We start from the raw sequence: 16,621 nt of genomic DNA, 5'->3' as shown, positions 1-16,621 counted from the left end.
TACCTAACAGGTATACATGGCCACTGACGCCGGGCGAAGGTGCCCGACGCCGGTGTACAGGGAGGAACCTATGCGGTGGATACGTGCCGCCGGTAGGGGCCTCCTGGTCGCAGCGGTGGTCCTGACCGGTTACGTCGCCTCCGACACCCCCGCCGACGGGGCGCACGGCGCCGGTCGCGGCCCGCTCACCCTGGCGACCGCGGGGGACCTCACCGGCTATCTGGGGCCACTGCTCGAGGGGTGGAACCGTACCCACCCCGGCGAGAAGGTCACCCTCGTCGAACTCCCGGACTCCGCCGACGAGACGCACGCGCAGATGACGACCGACCTGCGCGGCGGTGGCAGAAGCCGCTTCGACGTCCTCAACATCGACGTCGCCTGGACCTCGGAGTTCGCCGCCGCGGGCTGGATCTCTCCGCTGGACCGCGGCCGCTTCCCGCTCCACAGCTTCCTGCCGCCGGTCGTGGACACGGCGACGTACGACGGAAGGCTGTACGCGGTCCCGTACGTCACCAACGCGGGACTCCTCCTGTACCGCAAGGACGTCCTCGCCAAAGAGGGCGTCGCGCCGCCGCGGACCTGGGCCGAGCTGGAGCGGCAGGCGAGGACCATCGCCCCGAAGTACGGACTCGACGGCTACGCCGGCCAGTTCCTGCCCTACGAGGGTCTCACCGTGAACGCGGCGGAGGCGGTCTACTCGGCGGGCGGAACGATCCTCGGCGACGAGGGCGAGCGCGTCACCGTGAACTCCGAGGCGGCCCGCGAGGGCATCGGGTTCCTCGCCGACGGCGTGCGCGACGGCTGGATTCCGAAGAAGGCGCTGACGTACAAGGAAGAGGAGTCCAAACAGGCCTTCCAGGACGGCCACCTCCTCTTTCTGCGCAACTGGCCCTACGCCTACGTCGGTGCTTCCGGCAAGGGATCGGCGGTCGCCGGGAAGGTCGGCGCAGTCCCCCTGCCCGGACCCGACGGACCGGGCACGAGCGTGCTGGGCGGCTCCAACCTGGCCGTCAACACCCATGCGCGGCACCCCGATTCGGCCGCGCGCCTGATCGCGTACCTCACGACCGAGCGGGCGCAGCGCCAGGTCCTCACCAAGGGTGCGCTGCCGCCCGTACGGGCGGCGCTGTACCAGGACCCGGAGCTGATCCGGGAGTTCCCCTATCTGCCCACGCTGCGCGCCAGCGTCCTCGCGGCAGCCCCACGCCCCAAGAGCCCGCGCTACGACCAGGTCAGCCTGGTCGTGCAGGCCGTGGTCCACGATGCGATGACGGGGCACGAGACGCCGTCCGCTGCGGTACGGCGGCTGGCGCGCGAGCTGGCGGCCATCTCGCCCCGGTAGCACCCCGGCGGTGCCCTGTCGGCACCCTGATAGTTACTTGTTAGGTAACGGGAGCATCCCATCTCCGGGTTCTGTGCCCGAAAAGTCGGCATATAACTGACCAAACTCCCGGTCGATGTCGGGTCGATGCTGCCTACTCGTTGACACCCATGCGACACGCCTACTTAACATGCATGCATAACGTAGGCACGCACAGACAGGTCCAACGGGTGACCCTCCACACGCACCGCTGGTGGCGCGACGCAGTGATCTACCAGGTGTACGTCCGCAGCTTCCTGGACAGCACCGGTGACGGCATCGGCGATCTCGCCGGGGTCCGCGCGGGCATGCCGTACCTCAAGAAGCTCGGTGTCGACGGCATCTGGCTGAGCCCCTTCTACCCCTCGCCGCAGCACGACCACGGCTACGACGTCGCCGACTACTGCGACGTGGACCCGCTCTTCGGCGACCTCGCCGAGTTCGACCTGCTGATGACCGACGCCCGCCGCCTCGGCGTCAAGGTGCTCCTGGACATCGTCCCCAACCACTGCTCCAGTGAGCACCCGTGGTTCCGTGCCGCGCTCGCGGCTGAGCCGGGCAGCGCGGCACGCGCCCGCTTCCACTTCGCCGACGGACGCGGCCCGGACGGCGCCGAGCCGCCCAACAACTGGCACGCCATGTTCGGCGGACCCGCCTGGTCCCGCGTCACCGAGGCGGACGGCAACCCCGGCCAGTGGTACCTGCACATGTTCACCTCCGAGCAGCCCGACCTGAACTGGCGCAACCCCGAGGTCGGCGCGCACTTCGACCACGTGCTGCGGTTCTGGCTCGACCGGGGCGTCGACGGCTTCCGCATCGACGTCGCGGCCGGCCTCTTCAAGCACCCCGACCTGCCGGACTCGCCCGACCCGGAGGCCGACGCCCGCACCCGCGACTCGGTCAACCCGCTCGCCTGGAACCGGCCCGAGGTGCACGACGTGTGGCGCCACTGGCGGTCCGTCTGCGAGGAGTACACCGGGCGCGACGGCCGCGACCGGCTGCTGGTCGGCGAGGTCTCGGTACCGACGGCCCGCGAACACGCCCAGTACGTACGCCCGGACGAGCTCCACCAGGCCTTCTTCTTCGACCTGCTCAGCGCGCCCTGGAACGCCGACGCCTTCCGCAAGGTCATCTCCGAGGCCATGCAGGACATAGCCGGCACCGGATCGACGGTCACCTGGGTCCTCAACAACCACGACCAGGTCCGCACCGTCACCCGCTACGGCGAGCTCGGCACCGAAGGCAGCGGCCTCGGTACGGCCCGCGCCCGCGCCGCCGCACTGCTGATGCTGGCGCTGCCCGGAGCCGCGTACATCTACCAGGGCGAGGAGCTCGGACTGCCCGAGGTCGTCGACCTGCCCGACGACGTGCTGACCGACCCGATCTTCCGCCGTACGGGAAGCCGCGCCCGTATCCGCGACGGCTGCCGGGTGCCGCTGCCCTGGTCCGGGCACGCCTCGCCGTTCGGCTTCACCTCGGGCGCCGAGAGCGCCAAGCCGTGGCTGCCGCAGCCCGCCTACTTCGCCGAGTACGCCACCGACCGCGCGCTCGCCGACACCCGCTCCTTCTGGCACCTCTACCGCGACGGGCTCCAGCTGCGCGCAGGACTCCCGCAGTTGGGCGAGGGCGCGCTGCGCTGGCTTCAGGCGCCGCCCGGCGTCCTCGCCTTCGTCCGCGACGACGGCCTGGTGTGCGCCGTCAACTTCGGTACGGCCCCCACGCCCGCGCCGGTCTCCGGCACCCCCTTGCTGTCCAGCGGCCCCTGCCCGGCCGGCGTGCTGCCCGGCTCCACGGCCGCCTGGTGGATCAGCGACTGCACGAATCCCTGACCTTCCCCTCCTCCCCCCTCCTCCGGTTTCCGTCCATTCCCCTGCCCTGAAAGGGACATCAACGATGATGCGACGACGTACGACCCTGCTCGCGAGCTGCACCGCACTCGCCCTGGCCCTCGGCGCCACCGCCTGCGGAGGCGGGCCCATGGCCGCCGGAGGAGGCGGCAAGTCGCTCAGCGGCCAGACGATCACCGTGGCCGGTGTCTGGTCCGGCAGCGAGCAGAAGAACTTCCAGAAGGTCCTGGACGCCTTCACCGCGAAGACGGGCGCCAAGACCCAGTTCGTCTCCACCGGCGACAACGTCTCCACGGTCGTCGGCAGCAAGATCGAGGGCGGCAACGCCCCCGACGTGGTGATGGTCCCGCAGGTCGGCGTCCTCCAGCAGTTCGCGAAGGAGGGCTGGCTCAAGCCGCTCTCCAAGACCACCCAACAGTCCGTCGACACCAATTACGCGAGCGTCTGGAAGAAGTACGGCAGCGTCGGCGACACCCTTTACGGCCTGTACTTCAAGGCCGCCCACAAGTCGACCGTCTGGTACAGCCCCGACGCGCTCGACCAGGCGGGTGTCAAGCCGCCGACCACGTACGACGCCATGCTGAAGGCCGGACACACCGTCTCCGACTCGGGCCTCGCCGCCTTCTCCGTCGCCGGACAGGACGGCTGGACGCTCACCGACTGGTTCGAGAACATCTACCTCTCCCAGGCGGGACCGGAGAAGTACGACGCCCTGGCCGCCCACCAGCTGAAGTGGACCGACCCGACCGTGGTCGAGGCGCTCACCACCCTCGGCAAGCTCTTCAAGGACAGGCAACTGATGGCCGGCGGCCAGAAGGGTGCCCTGAACACGGACTTCCCCGGCTCCGTCGAGAAGGTCTTCGGACCCAAGCCCGAGGCGGGCATGGTCTACGAGGGCGACTTCGTCGCCGGGGTCGCCAAGGACCAGTTCGGCAAGAAGATCGGCCAGGACGCGAACTTCTTCCCCTTCCCCGCGGTCGACGGCGGCAAGGCGCCGGTGGTCAGCGGTGGCGACGCGGCCGTGGTCCTCAAGGACGGCAAGAACCAGAAGGCCGCCATGACGTTCCTGGAGTACCTGGCGACCCCCGAAGCGGCCGCCGTCTGGGCCGGGGCGGGCGGCTTCCTCTCCCCGAACAAGAAGCTCGACCTCGCCTCCTACAGCGACGACATCGCCCGCGAGACCGCCAAGTCCCTGGTCGCCGCCGGGGATTCGGTCCGCTTCGACATGTCCGACCAGGCCCCCGCCGCGTTCGGCGGCACCAAGGGCGCCGGCGAGTGGAAGATCCTCCAGGACTTCCTCCGTGACCCCTCGGACCCGAAGGCGACCGCGGCCGAACTGGAGAAGGCCGCGGCCAAGGCGTACCAGGGCTGATCGCCGTGACCGCCACCCTCATGAAAGAGGCGAGCCCTCCGGCCGTGGGCATGGCCGACCGCAGACGGCGCGCCAGGCGCCGCGGCCGGATCATCGCCCTCGTCTTCGTCCTCCCCGCCCTGCTCCTGCTCGGCGCGCTGGTCGTCTACCCCGTGGTCTTCTCCGTGGGGCGCAGCTTCTTCGACGCCTCCGGCAGCCGGTTCGTGGGCGGCGACAACTACACCGAGATGTTCCGCGACCCGGCCACGCTCAAGGCCGTACGCAACAGCGCCATCTGGGTCGTCGTCGCGCCGACGCTGCTCACCGGGCTCGGCCTGGTGCTCGCCGTCCTGGTCGAGAAGATCCGCTGGGCCACCGCGTTCAAGCTGCTGCTGTTCATGCCCATGGCGGTCTCCTTCCTGGCCGCCGGCATCATCTTCCGGCTCGCGTACGACGAGGACCCCGACAAGGGTGTCCTGAACGCCGCCGTAGTCGGCGTCCACGACGCGTTCGAGGGAACCTCGTCCTATCCGACCGCCCGCGCCCGCGACGGCCGAGGCCTCACCAAGGGCGCCGACGGTTCGTACCGTACGACCGCCTCCGCCTCGCCCGGCCACACGGTCGGCCTCGGCCTCGTCGGCGTCCTGCCCAAGGACCTGCCGAAGGAGGCGAAGCCCGCCTACGCGGCCGCAGGGCAGAAGGCGGCCCGGGACGAGCTGCGCGGTGTCGTCTACCTGGACTTCACACCCGGCGGGGGAGGGAAACAGGGCCGGGTGGACCGCGGGGAGAGCGGACTGCCCGAGATGAAGGTCGAGGCGGCGCGCGACGGGAAGACGGTCGCGAGCACGACCACCGCGGCCGACGGCTCCTTCCGCTTCTTGGGGCTGGACCCCGGCTCGTACACCGTGCGGCTGCCCGCGTCGAACTTCAGCCCGCCGTACGAGGGTGTGTCCTGGCTCGGTCCGGCGCTGGTCACCCCCGCCATCATCGGCGCCTACCTGTGGATCTGGACCGGATTCGCCATGGTGCTGATCGGCGCGGGACTCGCCGCCCTGCCGCGCGACGCGCTGGAGGCGGCCCGGATGGACGGCGCCAACGAGTGGCAGATCTTCCGCCGGATCACCGTGCCGCTGCTGGCACCCGTGCTCACCGTGGTCTTCGTCACGCTCGTGATCAACGTGATGAAGGTCTTCGACCTCGTCTACATCATCGCGCCCGGTCCCGTGCAGGAGGACGCCACCGTGCTCGCCACCCAGATGTGGCTGGTGTCCTTCGGCGGCGGCAACAACCAGGGCCTGGGCAGCGCACTCGGTGTGCTCCTCCTGCTCCTGGTCGTCCCCGCCATGGTCTTCAACGTCCGCCGCTTCCGAAGGAGTCAACGATGAACGCGCTCAGGCGGGGGCTCGGCAACGGCCTGGTGCAGGCGTTCCTGGTGATCGTCGGCCTGGTCTGGGTCACCCCGCTCGCAGGCCTCTTCCTCTCCTCGATGCGCTCGGCGCAGGACACCGCCGAGGGAGGCTGGTGGACGGTGCTGACCAGCCCCGGTCAGCTCTCCTTCGACAACTACTCCGCCCTCCTGGGCAATGCGGGAATGACGCGGGCGTTCTGGAACACCGTGCTGATCTCCGTGCCGGCCACCGTCCTCGTCGTGGTGATCGCGGCGCTCGCCGGATACGCCTTCGCCTGGCTGGAGTTCCCCTTCCGGGACACGATCTTCCTTGTCGTGGTGGCGTTGTTGGTGGTGCCGGTCCAGATCGGGCTGCTGCCGGTCGCCAAACTCTTCGGCGCGCTGGGGCTGTTCGGCACGATTCCCGGTGTCGTGCTCTTCCACGTCTCCTACGGGCTGCCGTTCGCCATCTTCCTGCTGCGCAACTACTTCGCGGAGATGCCGAAGGAGATGCTGGAGGCCGCCCGGATGGACGGAGGCGGCGAGTGGCGCATCTTCACCCAGCTGGTGCTGCCGGTCGGACGTCCGGCCATCGCGAGCCTGGCCATCTTCCAGTTCCTGTGGGTGTGGAACGACATGCTGGTCGCCCTGCTGTTCGCCGACAGTTCAGCGCAGCCGCTGACGGTCGAACTCCAGTCCCAGATACGGCAGTTCGGCAGCAATATCGATGTGCTGGCGCCGGGGGCGTTTCTGTCGCTGATCGTTCCGGTGATGGTGTTCTTCGCGTTCCAGCGGCACTTCGTGCAAGGGGTGATGGCCGGGTCGGTGAAGTGAGGGGCCAAAAGACCGCGCAGTTGCCCGCGCCCCTTTTCAGGGGCGCGGGCAACTGCGCGAACGGGGTCCGGGGCGGAGCCCCGGGTACGGCTCAGGCCGAAGCCGGCGGGTACAACGAGCGCGGCAGCTGGGAGGCCGCCGCCGCGTCCAGGAGCCACAGGGTGCGGGAGCGGCCGTGGGCGCCGGCCGCCGGGGCCTGCACCTCGCCCGCGCCCGAGAGGGCGATCGCCGCGGCCTGCGCCTTGTCCTCGCCGGCCGCCAGCAACCAGACCTCACGGGCGGAACGGATCGCGGGCAGGGTGAGCGTGACCCGGGTCGGCGGAGGCTTGGGGGCGCCGTGCACGCCCACCACCGTCCGCTCCGTCTCACGGACCGCGGGCAGCTCCGGGAAGAGCGAGGCCACGTGGGTGTCCGGGCCGACGCCCAGCATCAGGACGTCGAACGAGGGCACGGAACCGTGGTTCTCGGGGCCCGCGGCCTTCGCGAGCTCGGCCGCGTAAGCCTCCGCCGCCGCGTCCACGTCGGTGCCGTACGGACCGTCGGACGCGGGCATCGCATGCACGCGCGCGGGGTCCACCGGCACCGAGTCCAGCAGTGCCGCACGGGCCTGGGTGTCGTTGCGGTCCGGATCGCCCTCGGGCAGGAACCGCTCGTCACCCCACCACAGGTCGATACGGCCCCAGTCGATGGCGTCCCGGGCGGGCGCGGCCGCGAGCGCCGCGAGGAGCCCGTTGCCGTTGCGCCCGCCGGTGAGGACCACCGAGGCGTAGCCGCGCGAGGCCTGCGCGTCCACGACCTTGGTGATCAGCCGGGCCGCGGCGGCCTGGGCCATCAGCTCCTTGTCGCGGTGCACGACGAGCTGCGGAGTGTTCACTCGGAGGCCGCCTTCTTCGCAGGGACCTTCGCGGGGGCCTTCTTCGCGGGTGTCTTGGCGGCGGCGGTCTTGGCGGCCGCCTTCGCCGTGGCCGGCTCCTCCTCGACGGCCTCGGCCGTCGCCCCGTTCAGCCGGTCCACCCCGTACCGCAGCGCCGACGCGTAGGTGTCGTCCGGGTCGAGCCGGCGCAGCTCCTCCGCGATCAGCTCCGAGGTGTCGCGGCGCTTGAGCGCCACCGCACGGTCGGGCTGGCCCTCGATGGAGAGGGTCGCCAGGGTGCCGTCGGCGCGGTCCAGGGCGATCGGGCCGCAGCTCGTTTCCATGCGGACGCCGGTCAGGCCGGGGCCGGCGGACTTGGACCGCTTGACGGGGACGTCCAGCCGGTCCGCGAGCCACATGGCGAGCAGCTCCACGCTCGGGTTGAACTCCTCGCCCTCCACCTCGACCGCGTTCACGTCACAGATGACCTGGTCGAGGGCGGCGGCCAGCATCGAGCGCCAGGGCGTGATGCGGGTCCAGGAGAGGTCGGTGTCCCCGGGCGTGTAGGCGTCGGCACGCGCGTTGAGCTCGCGTACGGGCGCCTCGGCGGCGTAGGTGTCGGTGACGCGGCGCTGGGCCAGCTTTCCGAGCGGGTCGTTGGCCGGGTCGAGCGGCGCGCTCACCGGCCACCAGACGACGACCGGCGCGTCCGGCAGCAGCAACGGCAGGACGACCGAGTCGGCGTGGTCGACGACCTCGCCGTACAGCCGCAGCACGACCGTCTCGCCGGTGCCCGCGTCCGCGCCGACCCGCACCTCGGCGTCGATGCGGGACTTCGTGCGGTCGCGGAGCGAGCGGGAGACACGCTTGATGACCACGAGGGTGCGCGAGGGGTGCTCGCGGGACGCCTCGTTGGCGGCCTTCAGGGCGTCGTAGGCGTTCTCCTCGTCGGTGACGATGACGAGGGTGAGCACCATGCCGACGGCGGGGGTGCCGATGGCGCGGCGGCCCTGCACCAGCGCCTTGTTGATCTTGCTGGCCGTGGTGTCCGTGAGGTCTATCTTCATGGGCGACGCCAGCTCCGTCCGTCTCGCTCGAGCATTTCGTCGGCCTCGACGGGGCCCCATGTGCCCGCGGGGTACTGCGCGGGCTTGCCGTGCTTGTCCCAGTACTGCTCGATCGGGTCGAGGATCTTCCAGGACAGCTCGACCTCCTCGGTGCGCGGGAAGAGGTTCGAGTCGCCCAGCAGGACGTCCAGGATCAGGCGCTCGTACGCCTCCGGGCTCGACTCCGTGAAGGACTCGCCGTAGGCGAAGTCCATGGAGACGTCCCGGATCTCCATCGAGGTGCCGGGCACCTTGGAGCCGAAGCGGACCGTGACGCCCTCGTCGGGCTGGACGCGGAAGACGATCGCGTTCTGGCCCAGCTCCTCCGTCGCCGTGTGGTCGAAGGGGGAGTGCGGGGCGCGCTGGAAGACGACCGCGATCTCGGTGACGCGGCGGCCGAGCCGCTTGCCGGTGCGCAGGTAGAAGGGGACGCCCGCCCAGCGGCGGTTGTCGACCTCCACCTTGATCGCGGCGTAGGTGTCGGTCTTCGACTTGGGGTCGATACCGTCTTCCTGCAGGTAGCCGACGGCCTTCTCGCCGCCCTGCCAGCCGGCCGCGTACTGCCCGCGGACGGTGTCGCGCCCCAGGTCCTTCGGGATCCGCACTGCGCCGAGCACCTTGGTCTTCTCGGCGGCGAGCGCGTCCGCGTCGAACGACGAGGGCTCCTCCATGGCCGTCAGGGCCATCAGCTGGAGCAGGTGGTTCTGGATGACGTCCCGGGCGGCGCCGATGCCGTCGTAGTAGCCGGCCCGGCCGCCGATACCGATGTCCTCGGCCATGGTGATCTGGATGTGGTCGACGAAGGACCGGTTCCAGATCGGCTCGAACATGGTGTTGGCGAAGCGGAGCGCCAGGATGTTCTGGACGGTCTCCTTGCCGAGGTAGTGGTCGATGCGGAAGACCTGGTCCGAGGAGAAGACCTCGTGCACGATCGCGTTGAGTTCCTCGGCCGACTTCAGGTCGTGGCCGAAGGGCTTCTCGATGACCGCGCGCCGCCAGGAGCCGTTCGACTGGTCGGCCAGGTGGTGCTTCTTCAGCTGCTGGATGACCACCGGGAAGGCGGACGGCGGCACGGAGAGGTAGAAGGCGAAGTTGCCGCCCGTGCCCTGCGCCTTGTCCAGCTCGTCGATCGTGGCGCGCAGCCGTTCGAACGAGTCGTCGTCGTCGAAGGTGCCCTGGACGAAGCGCATCCCCTGGATGAGCTGCTGCCAGACCTCCTCGCGGAACTCCGTACGGGCGTGTTCCTTGACGGCGTCGTGGACCACCTGGGCGAAGTCCTCGTTCTTCCACTCGCGGCGGGCGAAGCCGACGAGCGAGAAGCCCGGCGGCAGCAGCCCGCGGTTGGCGAGGTCGTACACAGCAGGCATCAGCTTTTTACGTGACAAATCGCCCGTGACGCCAAAGATGACCAGGCCCGACGGCCCCGCGATACGCGGGAGCCGTCGGTCTGCGGGGTCACGCAGCGGGTTGCTGCTTGACAAGGTTTCAGCCCTCCGAAGGGGCGAGGCGCTTGAGCTCCGCCTCTGTGGACTTGAGCAGGTCGTTCCAGGACGCCGCGAACTTCTCGACGCCCTCGTCCTCCAGGAGCTGGACCACGTCGTCGTACGAGATCCCGAGCTTCTCGACCGCGTCGAGCTCGGCGCGGGACTGCTCGTACGTACCGGCGATGGTGTTGCCGGTGATGTCGCCGTGGTCCTCGGTGGCCTGCAGGGTGGCCTCCGGCATGGTGTTCACCGTGTTCGGCGCCACCAGCTCGTCGACGTACAGGGTGTCCTTGTACGCCGGGTCCTTGACGCCGGTCGACGCCCACAGCGGGCGCTGCTTGTTGGCCTGCGCCTTGTCGAGGGCGGCCCAGCGGTCGGAGGAGAAGACCTCCTCGTACGCCTGGTAGGCGAGCCGGGCGTTGGCGAGCGCCGCCTTGCCGCGGGCGGCCTTGGCCTCGGGGGTGCCCAGGGCGTCCAGCCGCTTGTCGATCTCGGTGTCCACGCGGGACACGAAGAAGGACGCCACCGAGTGGATCTTGGAGAGGTCCAGGCCCGCGGCCTTCGCCTTCTCCAGACCCGCCAGGTAGGCGTCCATGACCTCGCGGTAGCGCTCCAGCGAGAAGATCAGCGTGACGTTGACGCTGATGCCCCTGCCGATGACCTCGGTGATCGCGGGCAGGCCCGCCTTGGTCGCCGGGATCTTGATGAGCGTGTTCGGGCGGTCCACCAGCCAGGCCAGCTGCTTGGCCTCGGCGATGGTCGCGGTGGTGTTGTGGGCCAGGCGCGGGTCGACCTCGATGGAGACCCGGCCGTCCTGGCCCTGCGTCGCGTCGAAGACCGGGCGCAGGATGTCGGCGGCGTCACGGACGTCCGCCGTCGTGATCATGCGGATGGCCTCGTCGACGGTGACCTTGCGGGCGGCGAGTTCGGCGAGCTGCTGCTCGTAGCCGTCGCCGCTGCTGATCGCCTTCTGGAAGATCGACGGGTTGGTGGTGACGCCCACGACGTGCTGCTGGTCGATCAGTTCGGCGAGATTGCCGGACGTGATCCGCTTGCGCGACAGGTCGTCCAGCCAGATCGCGACGCCTTCCTCGGAGAGGCGCTTGAGTGCGTCTGTCATGGAAATTGCATCTCCTACGTGTCGTATTTCAGCGTCAGCGCTGGGCTGCGGCGATCGATTCCCGGGCGACGTCGGCGACGTTCTCGGCAGTGAAGCCGAATTCGCGGAAGAGGACCTTGCCGTCGGCCGAAGCACCGAAGTGCTCCAGCGAAACAATGCGTCCCGCGTCCCCGACGAACCGGTGCCAGGTCAGACCGATACCGGCCTCGATCGAGACGCGCGCCTTCACCGACGGCGGCAGGACGCTGTCCCGGTACCCCTGGTCCTGCTCCTCGAACCACTCCACGCACGGCATGGACACGACCCGCGTCGGGACGCCCGCGGCCTGGAGCTGCTCGCGCGCCTCCACCGCCACGTGCACCTCGGAACCGGTGGCGATGAGGATGACCTCCGGCTCCGCGCTCTGCCCGCCGGGCCCTTCGGCCTCGAAGCGGACGTAACCGCCCTTGACCGTGTTCTCGTCGGCCTCGTACGTCGGCACGCCCTGACGGGTCAGCGCGAGACCGTGCGGGGCGCCCTTGCCGAAGACCTTCGTGTAGCGCTTGAGGATCTCGCGCCAGGCGATCGCGGTCTCGTTGGCGTCCGCGGGACGGACGACGTTGAGGCCGGGGATGGCGCGCAGCGAGGCCAGGTGTTCGACCGGCTGGTGGGTCGGGCCGTCCTCACCGAGACCGATGGAGTCGTGCGTCCACACGTACGTCACCGGCAGGTGCATCAGCGCGGACAGACGCACGGAGTTGCGCATGTAGTCGGAGAACACCAGGAAGGTGCCGCCGTATACACGGGTGTTGCCGTGCAGCGTGATGCCGTTCATCTCCGCGGCCATGGAGTGCTCGCGGATGCCGAAGTGGATCGTGCGGCCGTACGGGTTCGCGCCCGGCAGCGGGTTGTCGGCCGGCAGGAACGAGGAGTTCGGGTCGATCGTCGTGTTGTTCGAGCCCGCGAGGTCGGCGGAGCCGCCCCACAGCTCGGGGATGACCGCACCGAGCGCCTGCAGCACCTTGCCGGACGCGGCACGGGTGGCGACACCCTTGCCCGCCTCGAACGCCGGGAGCTTCTCCTCCCAGCCGGCCGGCAGCTCGCACGCGGCGATCCGGTCGAACTCGGCGGCACGCTCGGGCTGAGCGGTGCGCCACTCCTGGAAGCCCTTCTCCCACTCGGCCTTCGCCTCACGGCCGCGGTCGAGAGCCTTGCGGGTGTGCGCGAGGACCTCGTCCGCGACCTCGAAGGACTTCTCCGGGTCGAAGCCGAGGACGCGCTTGGTGGCCGCGACTTCGTCCTCGCCGAGCGCCGAGCCGTGCGCGGCCTCGGTGTTCTGCGCGTGCGGAGCGGGCCAGGCGATGATCGAGCGCATCGCGATGAACGACGGCTTGTCCGTCACCTTCTTCGCGGCCTCGATCGCGTTGTAGATGGCGTGCGGGTCGAGGTCGCCGTCCGGCTTCGGCGCGACGCGCTGCACGTGCCAGCCGTACGCCTCGTACCGCTTGACGGTGTCCTCGGAGACCGCCGTCTCGGTGTCGCCCTCGATCGAGATGTGGTTGTCGTCCCACAGCAGAACGAGGTTGCCGAGCTTCTGGTGACCGGCCAGGGAGGACGCCTCGTGCGAGATGCCCTCCTGGAGGCAGCCGTCACCGGCGATCGCGTAGATGAAGTGGTCGAAGGGGGACTCGCCCTGCGCCGTGTCCGGGTCGAACAGACCGCGCTCGTAGCGGGCGGCCATCGCCATGCCCACCGCGTTGGCGACACCCTGCCCGAGCGGGCCGGTCGTGGTCTCCACGCCCGGGGTGTGCCCGTACTCCGGGTGGCCCGGGGTGCGGGAGCCCCACGTCCGGAAGGACTCCAGATCGTCCAGCTCCAGGCCGAACCCGGCCAGGTAGAGCTGCGTGTAGAGGGTCAGTGACGAGTGGCCCGCGGACAGCACGAAGCGGTCACGTCCGGTCCAGTCGGGATCCGCCGGGTCGTGCCGCATCACCTTCTGAAAGAGGGTGTACGCGGCAGGCGCCAGACTCATGGCCGTACCGGGATGGCCGTTTCCGACCTTCTGTACGGCATCGGCGGCCAGGACGCGGGCGGTGTCGACGGCCCGCTGGTCCAACTCGGTCCACTCGAGGTCTGTGGTGGTCGGCTTGGTGCTCACCCTGGGTCAGGGCTCCTCTCCACATGTCACGCATGTCGAATGCCGGTGCACTGGGCGCCCACCGGCCGTTGTCGAGCCTACCCCCGTAGGTACGTGCGTTTTTTCGAGTCATTCCAGACTGCCGGGACTCTCCGGGATCCGCCTCCCGACTGGTCCGTTCCGTGTTCGGCAACTGAATACGGAGCCGCTCGTAAGAGTGCTCAATCGAGCTCCGTCGCGCCCGTCGTGCACGCCCTCTTCCCGCCCCGGTGCGGCCGCTCCCAACACGACCCCACCCCCGCGAAGGCCGAGGTATAGGCAACGTCTACAGTGGCGTGGTACGCGCGAGCTTTACGGGGAGTTCACACCCGGAGGCTTGCTGGGATGTCTCTGTCAGGGGTGTGCGTGACGGCCGTCGAATCCCGTCCAGCGGGGGTGCTCGGGACGAGCAGCAGCCCAAGCCACCGGCCGTTCGGGGCCCGTGTGAAGGCGTTCGTGGCGCTGACCAAGCCGCGAATCATCGAACTGCTGCTGATCACCACCGTTCCGGTGATGTTCCTGGCTCAGCAGGGTGTACCCGACCTCAAGCTGGTCCTGCTCACCTGCCTCGGCGGTTTTCTGTCGGCGGGCGGCGCCAACGCGCTGAACATGTACATCGACCGCGACATCGACGCTCTGATGGAGCGCACCTCGCAGCGCCCACTGGTCACCGGCATGGTCAGCCCGCGTGAGTGTCTGGCCTTCGGGATCACGCTGGCGGTCGTCTCGACCCTGCTGTTCGGGCTGACCGTCAACTGGCTGTCCGCCTGGCTGTCACTCGGAGCGCTCCTTTTCTACGTCGTCGTTTACACGATGATCCTCAAGCGGCGCACCTCCCAGAACATCGTCTGGGGCGGCATCGCCGGCTGCCTCCCGGTGCTCATCGGCTGGTCGTCCGTCACCGACTCCATGTCGTGGGCGCCGGTCATCCTCTTCCTCGTCATGTTCTTCTGGACGCCGCCGCACTACTGGCCGCTGTCCATGAAGGTGAAGGAGGACTACGCGCGCGTGGGCGTGCCGATGCTCCCGGTCGTCGCCTCCAACAAGGTGGTCGCCCGCCAGATCGTCATCTACAGCTGGGTGATGGTCGCGGTCTCGCTGCTGCTCACCCCGCTCGGCTACACGGGCTGGTTCTACACCCTGGTCGCGCTCGGCGCGGGCGGGTTCTGGCTGTGGGAGGCGCACGGTCTGCAGAACCGCGCCAAGGCCGAGGTGACCGGCGGGAAGCTCAAGGAGATGCGGCTGTTCCACTGGTCCATCACCTATGTGTCGCTCCTGTTCGTGGCGGTCGCGGTGGACCCCTTCCTGCGCTAGGGCCCGTCCGGCGAATCTTCACGGGCGGGGTACGTGGGCTAAGCCACGTACCCCGCCCGTCGCCGTTTGATCTACCCGTCGGTAGCATCCTGGACATGGCAGACACGCAGCAGGTTGACGAGACCACCGGCGCCGCCCAGGACGTCAAGGCCGAGCGCAAGGCGGCCAAGCTCGCCCAGCGGATCAACGCCTTCGCCAAGGAGCACGGCGGGACCGAGGGGCACGTCGAGTACCTCGGGCAGCGCGGCGCCCGGATCGTCCTCGTCGGCGCGGACGGTGCCTGGGGGGACGTGGTGGCGCCGACCTTCACGCTGGCCGAAGAGGCCGTGAAGAAGGCCGGGATCACTGTTCACGAGACGTTCGACGGTGAGTTCGCGGCGAAGGTCAAGACGGGGCCGTACGAGTGGAAGAGGATGGCGGGGATCCAGCTTGGGGCGCCGAAGTGACGGCTGACAGTATCTGTTATCTGTCACCTGACAGCTGATATCTGTCATCTGATACCTGACAGTTGATATCCGTTATCTGATTTCCGTCATCTGATTTCCGTCGGCTGTCACTCGTCAGTTGTCATCTGTCGGCTGTCATCCGTCAGCTGTTGGTACGCCTTGCGCTACACCAACACCTGACGCCCGCCTCACCCGTTAGGACCTGAAGAACGCAACGGTCCAGTCGCGGGGAGTCCGGATGATCGAAACGCCATCCCTGGTGGACCAGTACTGCCACGGCGTACTGAGGACGGAGCTGGGTCTCGGCACCTTCGAGGCCCACCTCGCCAGAACCGAGGGCCCCCCGGCCCCCGGTACCACCTTCTTCGACACCCAGACCGGCTTCGCGGTACGCCGCTGGTGCCCGCCCCTGCTCGGCCTGGAACCGCACTGTCCGCCCGCCCGCTATCTGGCCCGGCGCCGCGAACTCGGCGTCCTGGAGTCGGGGCGCAGACTCCTGCGCGGCAGCGGCATCACGACGTATCTCGTCGATACGGGGCTGCCCGGGGACCTGACGGGACCGGGCGAGATGGCCTCGACCGGCGCGGCCCACGCCCATGAGATCGTCCGCCTGGAGCTGCTGGCGGAACAGGTCGCGGACACCTCGGGCACCGTCGAGTCCTTCCTCGCCAATCTCGCCGAGTCCGTCCACGGAGCCGCCGCGAACGCCGTCGCCTTCACGTCGGTCGCGGGGGGACGGCACGGTCTGGCGCTCGCGCCCGAGCCGCCAGGACCGGGAGAGGTGCGGGGCGCGGCGGGCCGCTGGCTCGCGGGCCGCCGGGTGGGCGGGGCGCTGAGCGACCCGGTCCTGCTGCGCCACGTACTGTGGATCGCGGTCGCCTCGGGGCTGCCTCTCCAGCTCCACGCCGGCCTGGGCGAACCCGGTCTGCGCATCGACCGCACCGACCCCGTCCTGCTCACCGACTTCGCCCGTGCCACGGCCGGGCTCGGCACGGATCTCATCCTCCTGCACGGCTACCCGTACCACCGTCACGCGGCGCACCTCGCCGGGGTCTTCCCGCACGTCTACGCCGACTTGGGTGCCGCGCTGGTGCGTACGGGAGCCCGGGCGGCGGCCGTCCTCTCCGAGATCCTGGAGCTGGCCCCCTTCGGCAAGCTCCTGTTCTCCAGCGGGGCGCACGGCTTGCCCGAACTGCACGTCGTCGGCGCCCGCCTGTTCCGTGAGGCGCTTTCCCGGGTGCTGGGCACCTGGGTCGCCGAGGGCGCCTGGTCGCTCGTGGACGCGCAGCGGGTGGCGGGCCTGATCGCGGCGGGGAACGCGCGGCGGGTGTACGGGGTGGAGTGAACCGGTGCCGGACCCCCTA

General features: G+C 69.6%; 13 protein-coding genes. 8 read left to right on the top strand and 5 right to left on the bottom strand.

Going from position 1 to position 16,621, the window contains the following annotated elements:
• The first annotated feature begins 70 nt into the window (after positions 1–70).
• The 5 genes from OG798_RS16520 to OG798_RS16500 all read left to right on the top strand — a co-directional run bounded on the left by OG798_RS16520 (position 71) and on the right by OG798_RS16500 (position 6,779).
• Positions 71–1,342, top strand: coding sequence for an ABC transporter substrate-binding protein (locus tag OG798_RS16520; protein WP_095855293.1), 1,272 nt, complete (start codon positions 71–73; stop codon positions 1,340–1,342).
• 173 nt (positions 1,343–1,515) lie between these two features.
• Positions 1,516–3,189 (top strand): glycoside hydrolase family 13 protein, encoded by a 1,674-nt coding sequence (locus OG798_RS16515; RefSeq protein ID WP_261686124.1) that lies wholly within the window; start codon positions 1,516–1,518, stop codon positions 3,187–3,189.
• Positions 3,190–3,253: 64 nt separating this feature from the next.
• Positions 3,254–4,579 (top strand): ABC transporter substrate-binding protein, encoded by a 1,326-nt coding sequence (locus OG798_RS16510; protein WP_328757260.1) that lies wholly within the window; start codon positions 3,254–3,256, stop codon positions 4,577–4,579.
• 5 nt (positions 4,580–4,584) lie between these two features.
• Positions 4,585–5,943, top strand: a complete 1,359-nt coding sequence (locus OG798_RS16505) for an ABC transporter permease (RefSeq protein ID WP_328757259.1) — start codon at positions 4,585–4,587, stop codon at positions 5,941–5,943.
• Entirely contained in the window at positions 5,940–6,779 is an 840-nt protein-coding gene (locus OG798_RS16500) for a carbohydrate ABC transporter permease (RefSeq protein ID WP_121416495.1), read from the top strand. Before OG798_RS16505 ends, OG798_RS16500 begins: the two co-directional genes overlap by 4 nt.
• Positions 6,780–6,870: 91 nt before the next feature.
• On the opposite strand, the gene pgl is transcribed toward OG798_RS16500, so the two are convergent.
• The 5 genes from pgl to tkt are packed head-to-tail and all read right to left on the bottom strand — an operon-like array spanning position 6,871 to position 13,479.
• Complete coding sequence (pgl, locus tag OG798_RS16495; protein ID WP_067364192.1) at positions 6,871–7,653, bottom strand: 6-phosphogluconolactonase; 783 nt, start codon at positions 7,651–7,653, stop codon at positions 6,871–6,873.
• Positions 7,650–8,699: a glucose-6-phosphate dehydrogenase assembly protein OpcA gene (gene opcA / locus OG798_RS16490; protein WP_095855299.1), complete on the bottom strand. Its 1,050-nt coding sequence runs from the start codon at positions 8,697–8,699 to the stop codon at positions 7,650–7,652. Before opcA ends, pgl begins: the two co-directional genes overlap by 4 nt.
• Positions 8,696–10,219 (bottom strand): glucose-6-phosphate dehydrogenase, encoded by a 1,524-nt coding sequence (gene zwf, locus OG798_RS16485; protein WP_095855300.1) that lies wholly within the window; start codon positions 10,217–10,219, stop codon positions 8,696–8,698. The genes opcA and zwf overlap by 4 nt, the downstream gene beginning before the upstream one ends.
• 4 nt (positions 10,220–10,223) lie before the next feature.
• Positions 10,224–11,342 (bottom strand): transaldolase, encoded by a 1,119-nt coding sequence (gene tal, locus OG798_RS16480; protein WP_095855301.1) that lies wholly within the window; start codon positions 11,340–11,342, stop codon positions 10,224–10,226.
• Positions 11,343–11,376: 34 nt separating this feature from the next.
• Complete coding sequence (gene tkt / locus OG798_RS16475) at positions 11,377–13,479, bottom strand: transketolase (protein ID WP_095855302.1); 2,103 nt, start codon at positions 13,477–13,479, stop codon at positions 11,377–11,379.
• A 378-nt stretch (positions 13,480–13,857) separates the two neighbouring features.
• On the opposite strand from tkt, the gene OG798_RS16470 reads away from it, so the two are divergent.
• The 3 genes from OG798_RS16470 to OG798_RS16460 all read left to right on the top strand — a co-directional run bounded on the left by OG798_RS16470 (position 13,858) and on the right by OG798_RS16460 (position 16,602).
• Positions 13,858–14,811, top strand: coding sequence for a heme o synthase (locus OG798_RS16470; protein WP_179436867.1), 954 nt, complete (start codon positions 13,858–13,860; stop codon positions 14,809–14,811).
• 95 nt (positions 14,812–14,906) lie between these two features.
• Positions 14,907–15,257, top strand: coding sequence for a hypothetical protein (locus OG798_RS16465; protein WP_328757258.1), 351 nt, complete (start codon positions 14,907–14,909; stop codon positions 15,255–15,257).
• Positions 15,258–15,495: 238 nt separating this feature from the next.
• The gene (locus OG798_RS16460; protein WP_095855305.1) at positions 15,496–16,602 is read left to right on the top strand and encodes an amidohydrolase family protein; all 1,107 of its coding nucleotides are present in this window, start codon (positions 15,496–15,498) and stop codon (positions 16,600–16,602) included.
• Positions 16,603–16,621 lie beyond the last annotated feature (19 nt).

It is taken from the genome of Streptomyces sp. NBC_00271 (assembly GCF_036178845.1).
Lineage (GTDB): Bacteria > Actinomycetota > Actinomycetes > Streptomycetales > Streptomycetaceae > Streptomyces.
Note: the sequence above shows the minus strand (reverse complement) of the source record. Positions and strands in the feature narration are given on the sequence as shown.

Coding starts and splice junctions, on each gene's coding strand:
- OG798_RS16520 (WP_095855293.1), top strand. CDS start 71: ATGCGGTGGATACGTGCCGCCGGTAGGGGCCTCCTGGTCGCAGCGGTG.
- OG798_RS16515 (WP_261686124.1), top strand. CDS start 1,516: ATGCATAACGTAGGCACGCACAGACAGGTCCAACGGGTGACCCTCCAC.
- OG798_RS16510 (WP_328757260.1), top strand. CDS start 3,254: ATGATGCGACGACGTACGACCCTGCTCGCGAGCTGCACCGCACTCGCC.
- OG798_RS16500 (WP_121416495.1), top strand. CDS start 5,940: ATGAACGCGCTCAGGCGGGGGCTCGGCAACGGCCTGGTGCAGGCGTTC.
- opcA (WP_095855299.1), bottom strand. CDS start 8,699: ATGAAGATAGACCTCACGGACACCACGGCCAGCAAGATCAACAAGGCG.
- tal (WP_095855301.1), bottom strand. CDS start 11,342: ATGACAGACGCACTCAAGCGCCTCTCCGAGGAAGGCGTCGCGATCTGG.
- OG798_RS16465 (WP_328757258.1), top strand. CDS start 14,907: ATGGCAGACACGCAGCAGGTTGACGAGACCACCGGCGCCGCCCAGGAC.
- OG798_RS16460 (WP_095855305.1), top strand. CDS start 15,496: ATGATCGAAACGCCATCCCTGGTGGACCAGTACTGCCACGGCGTACTG.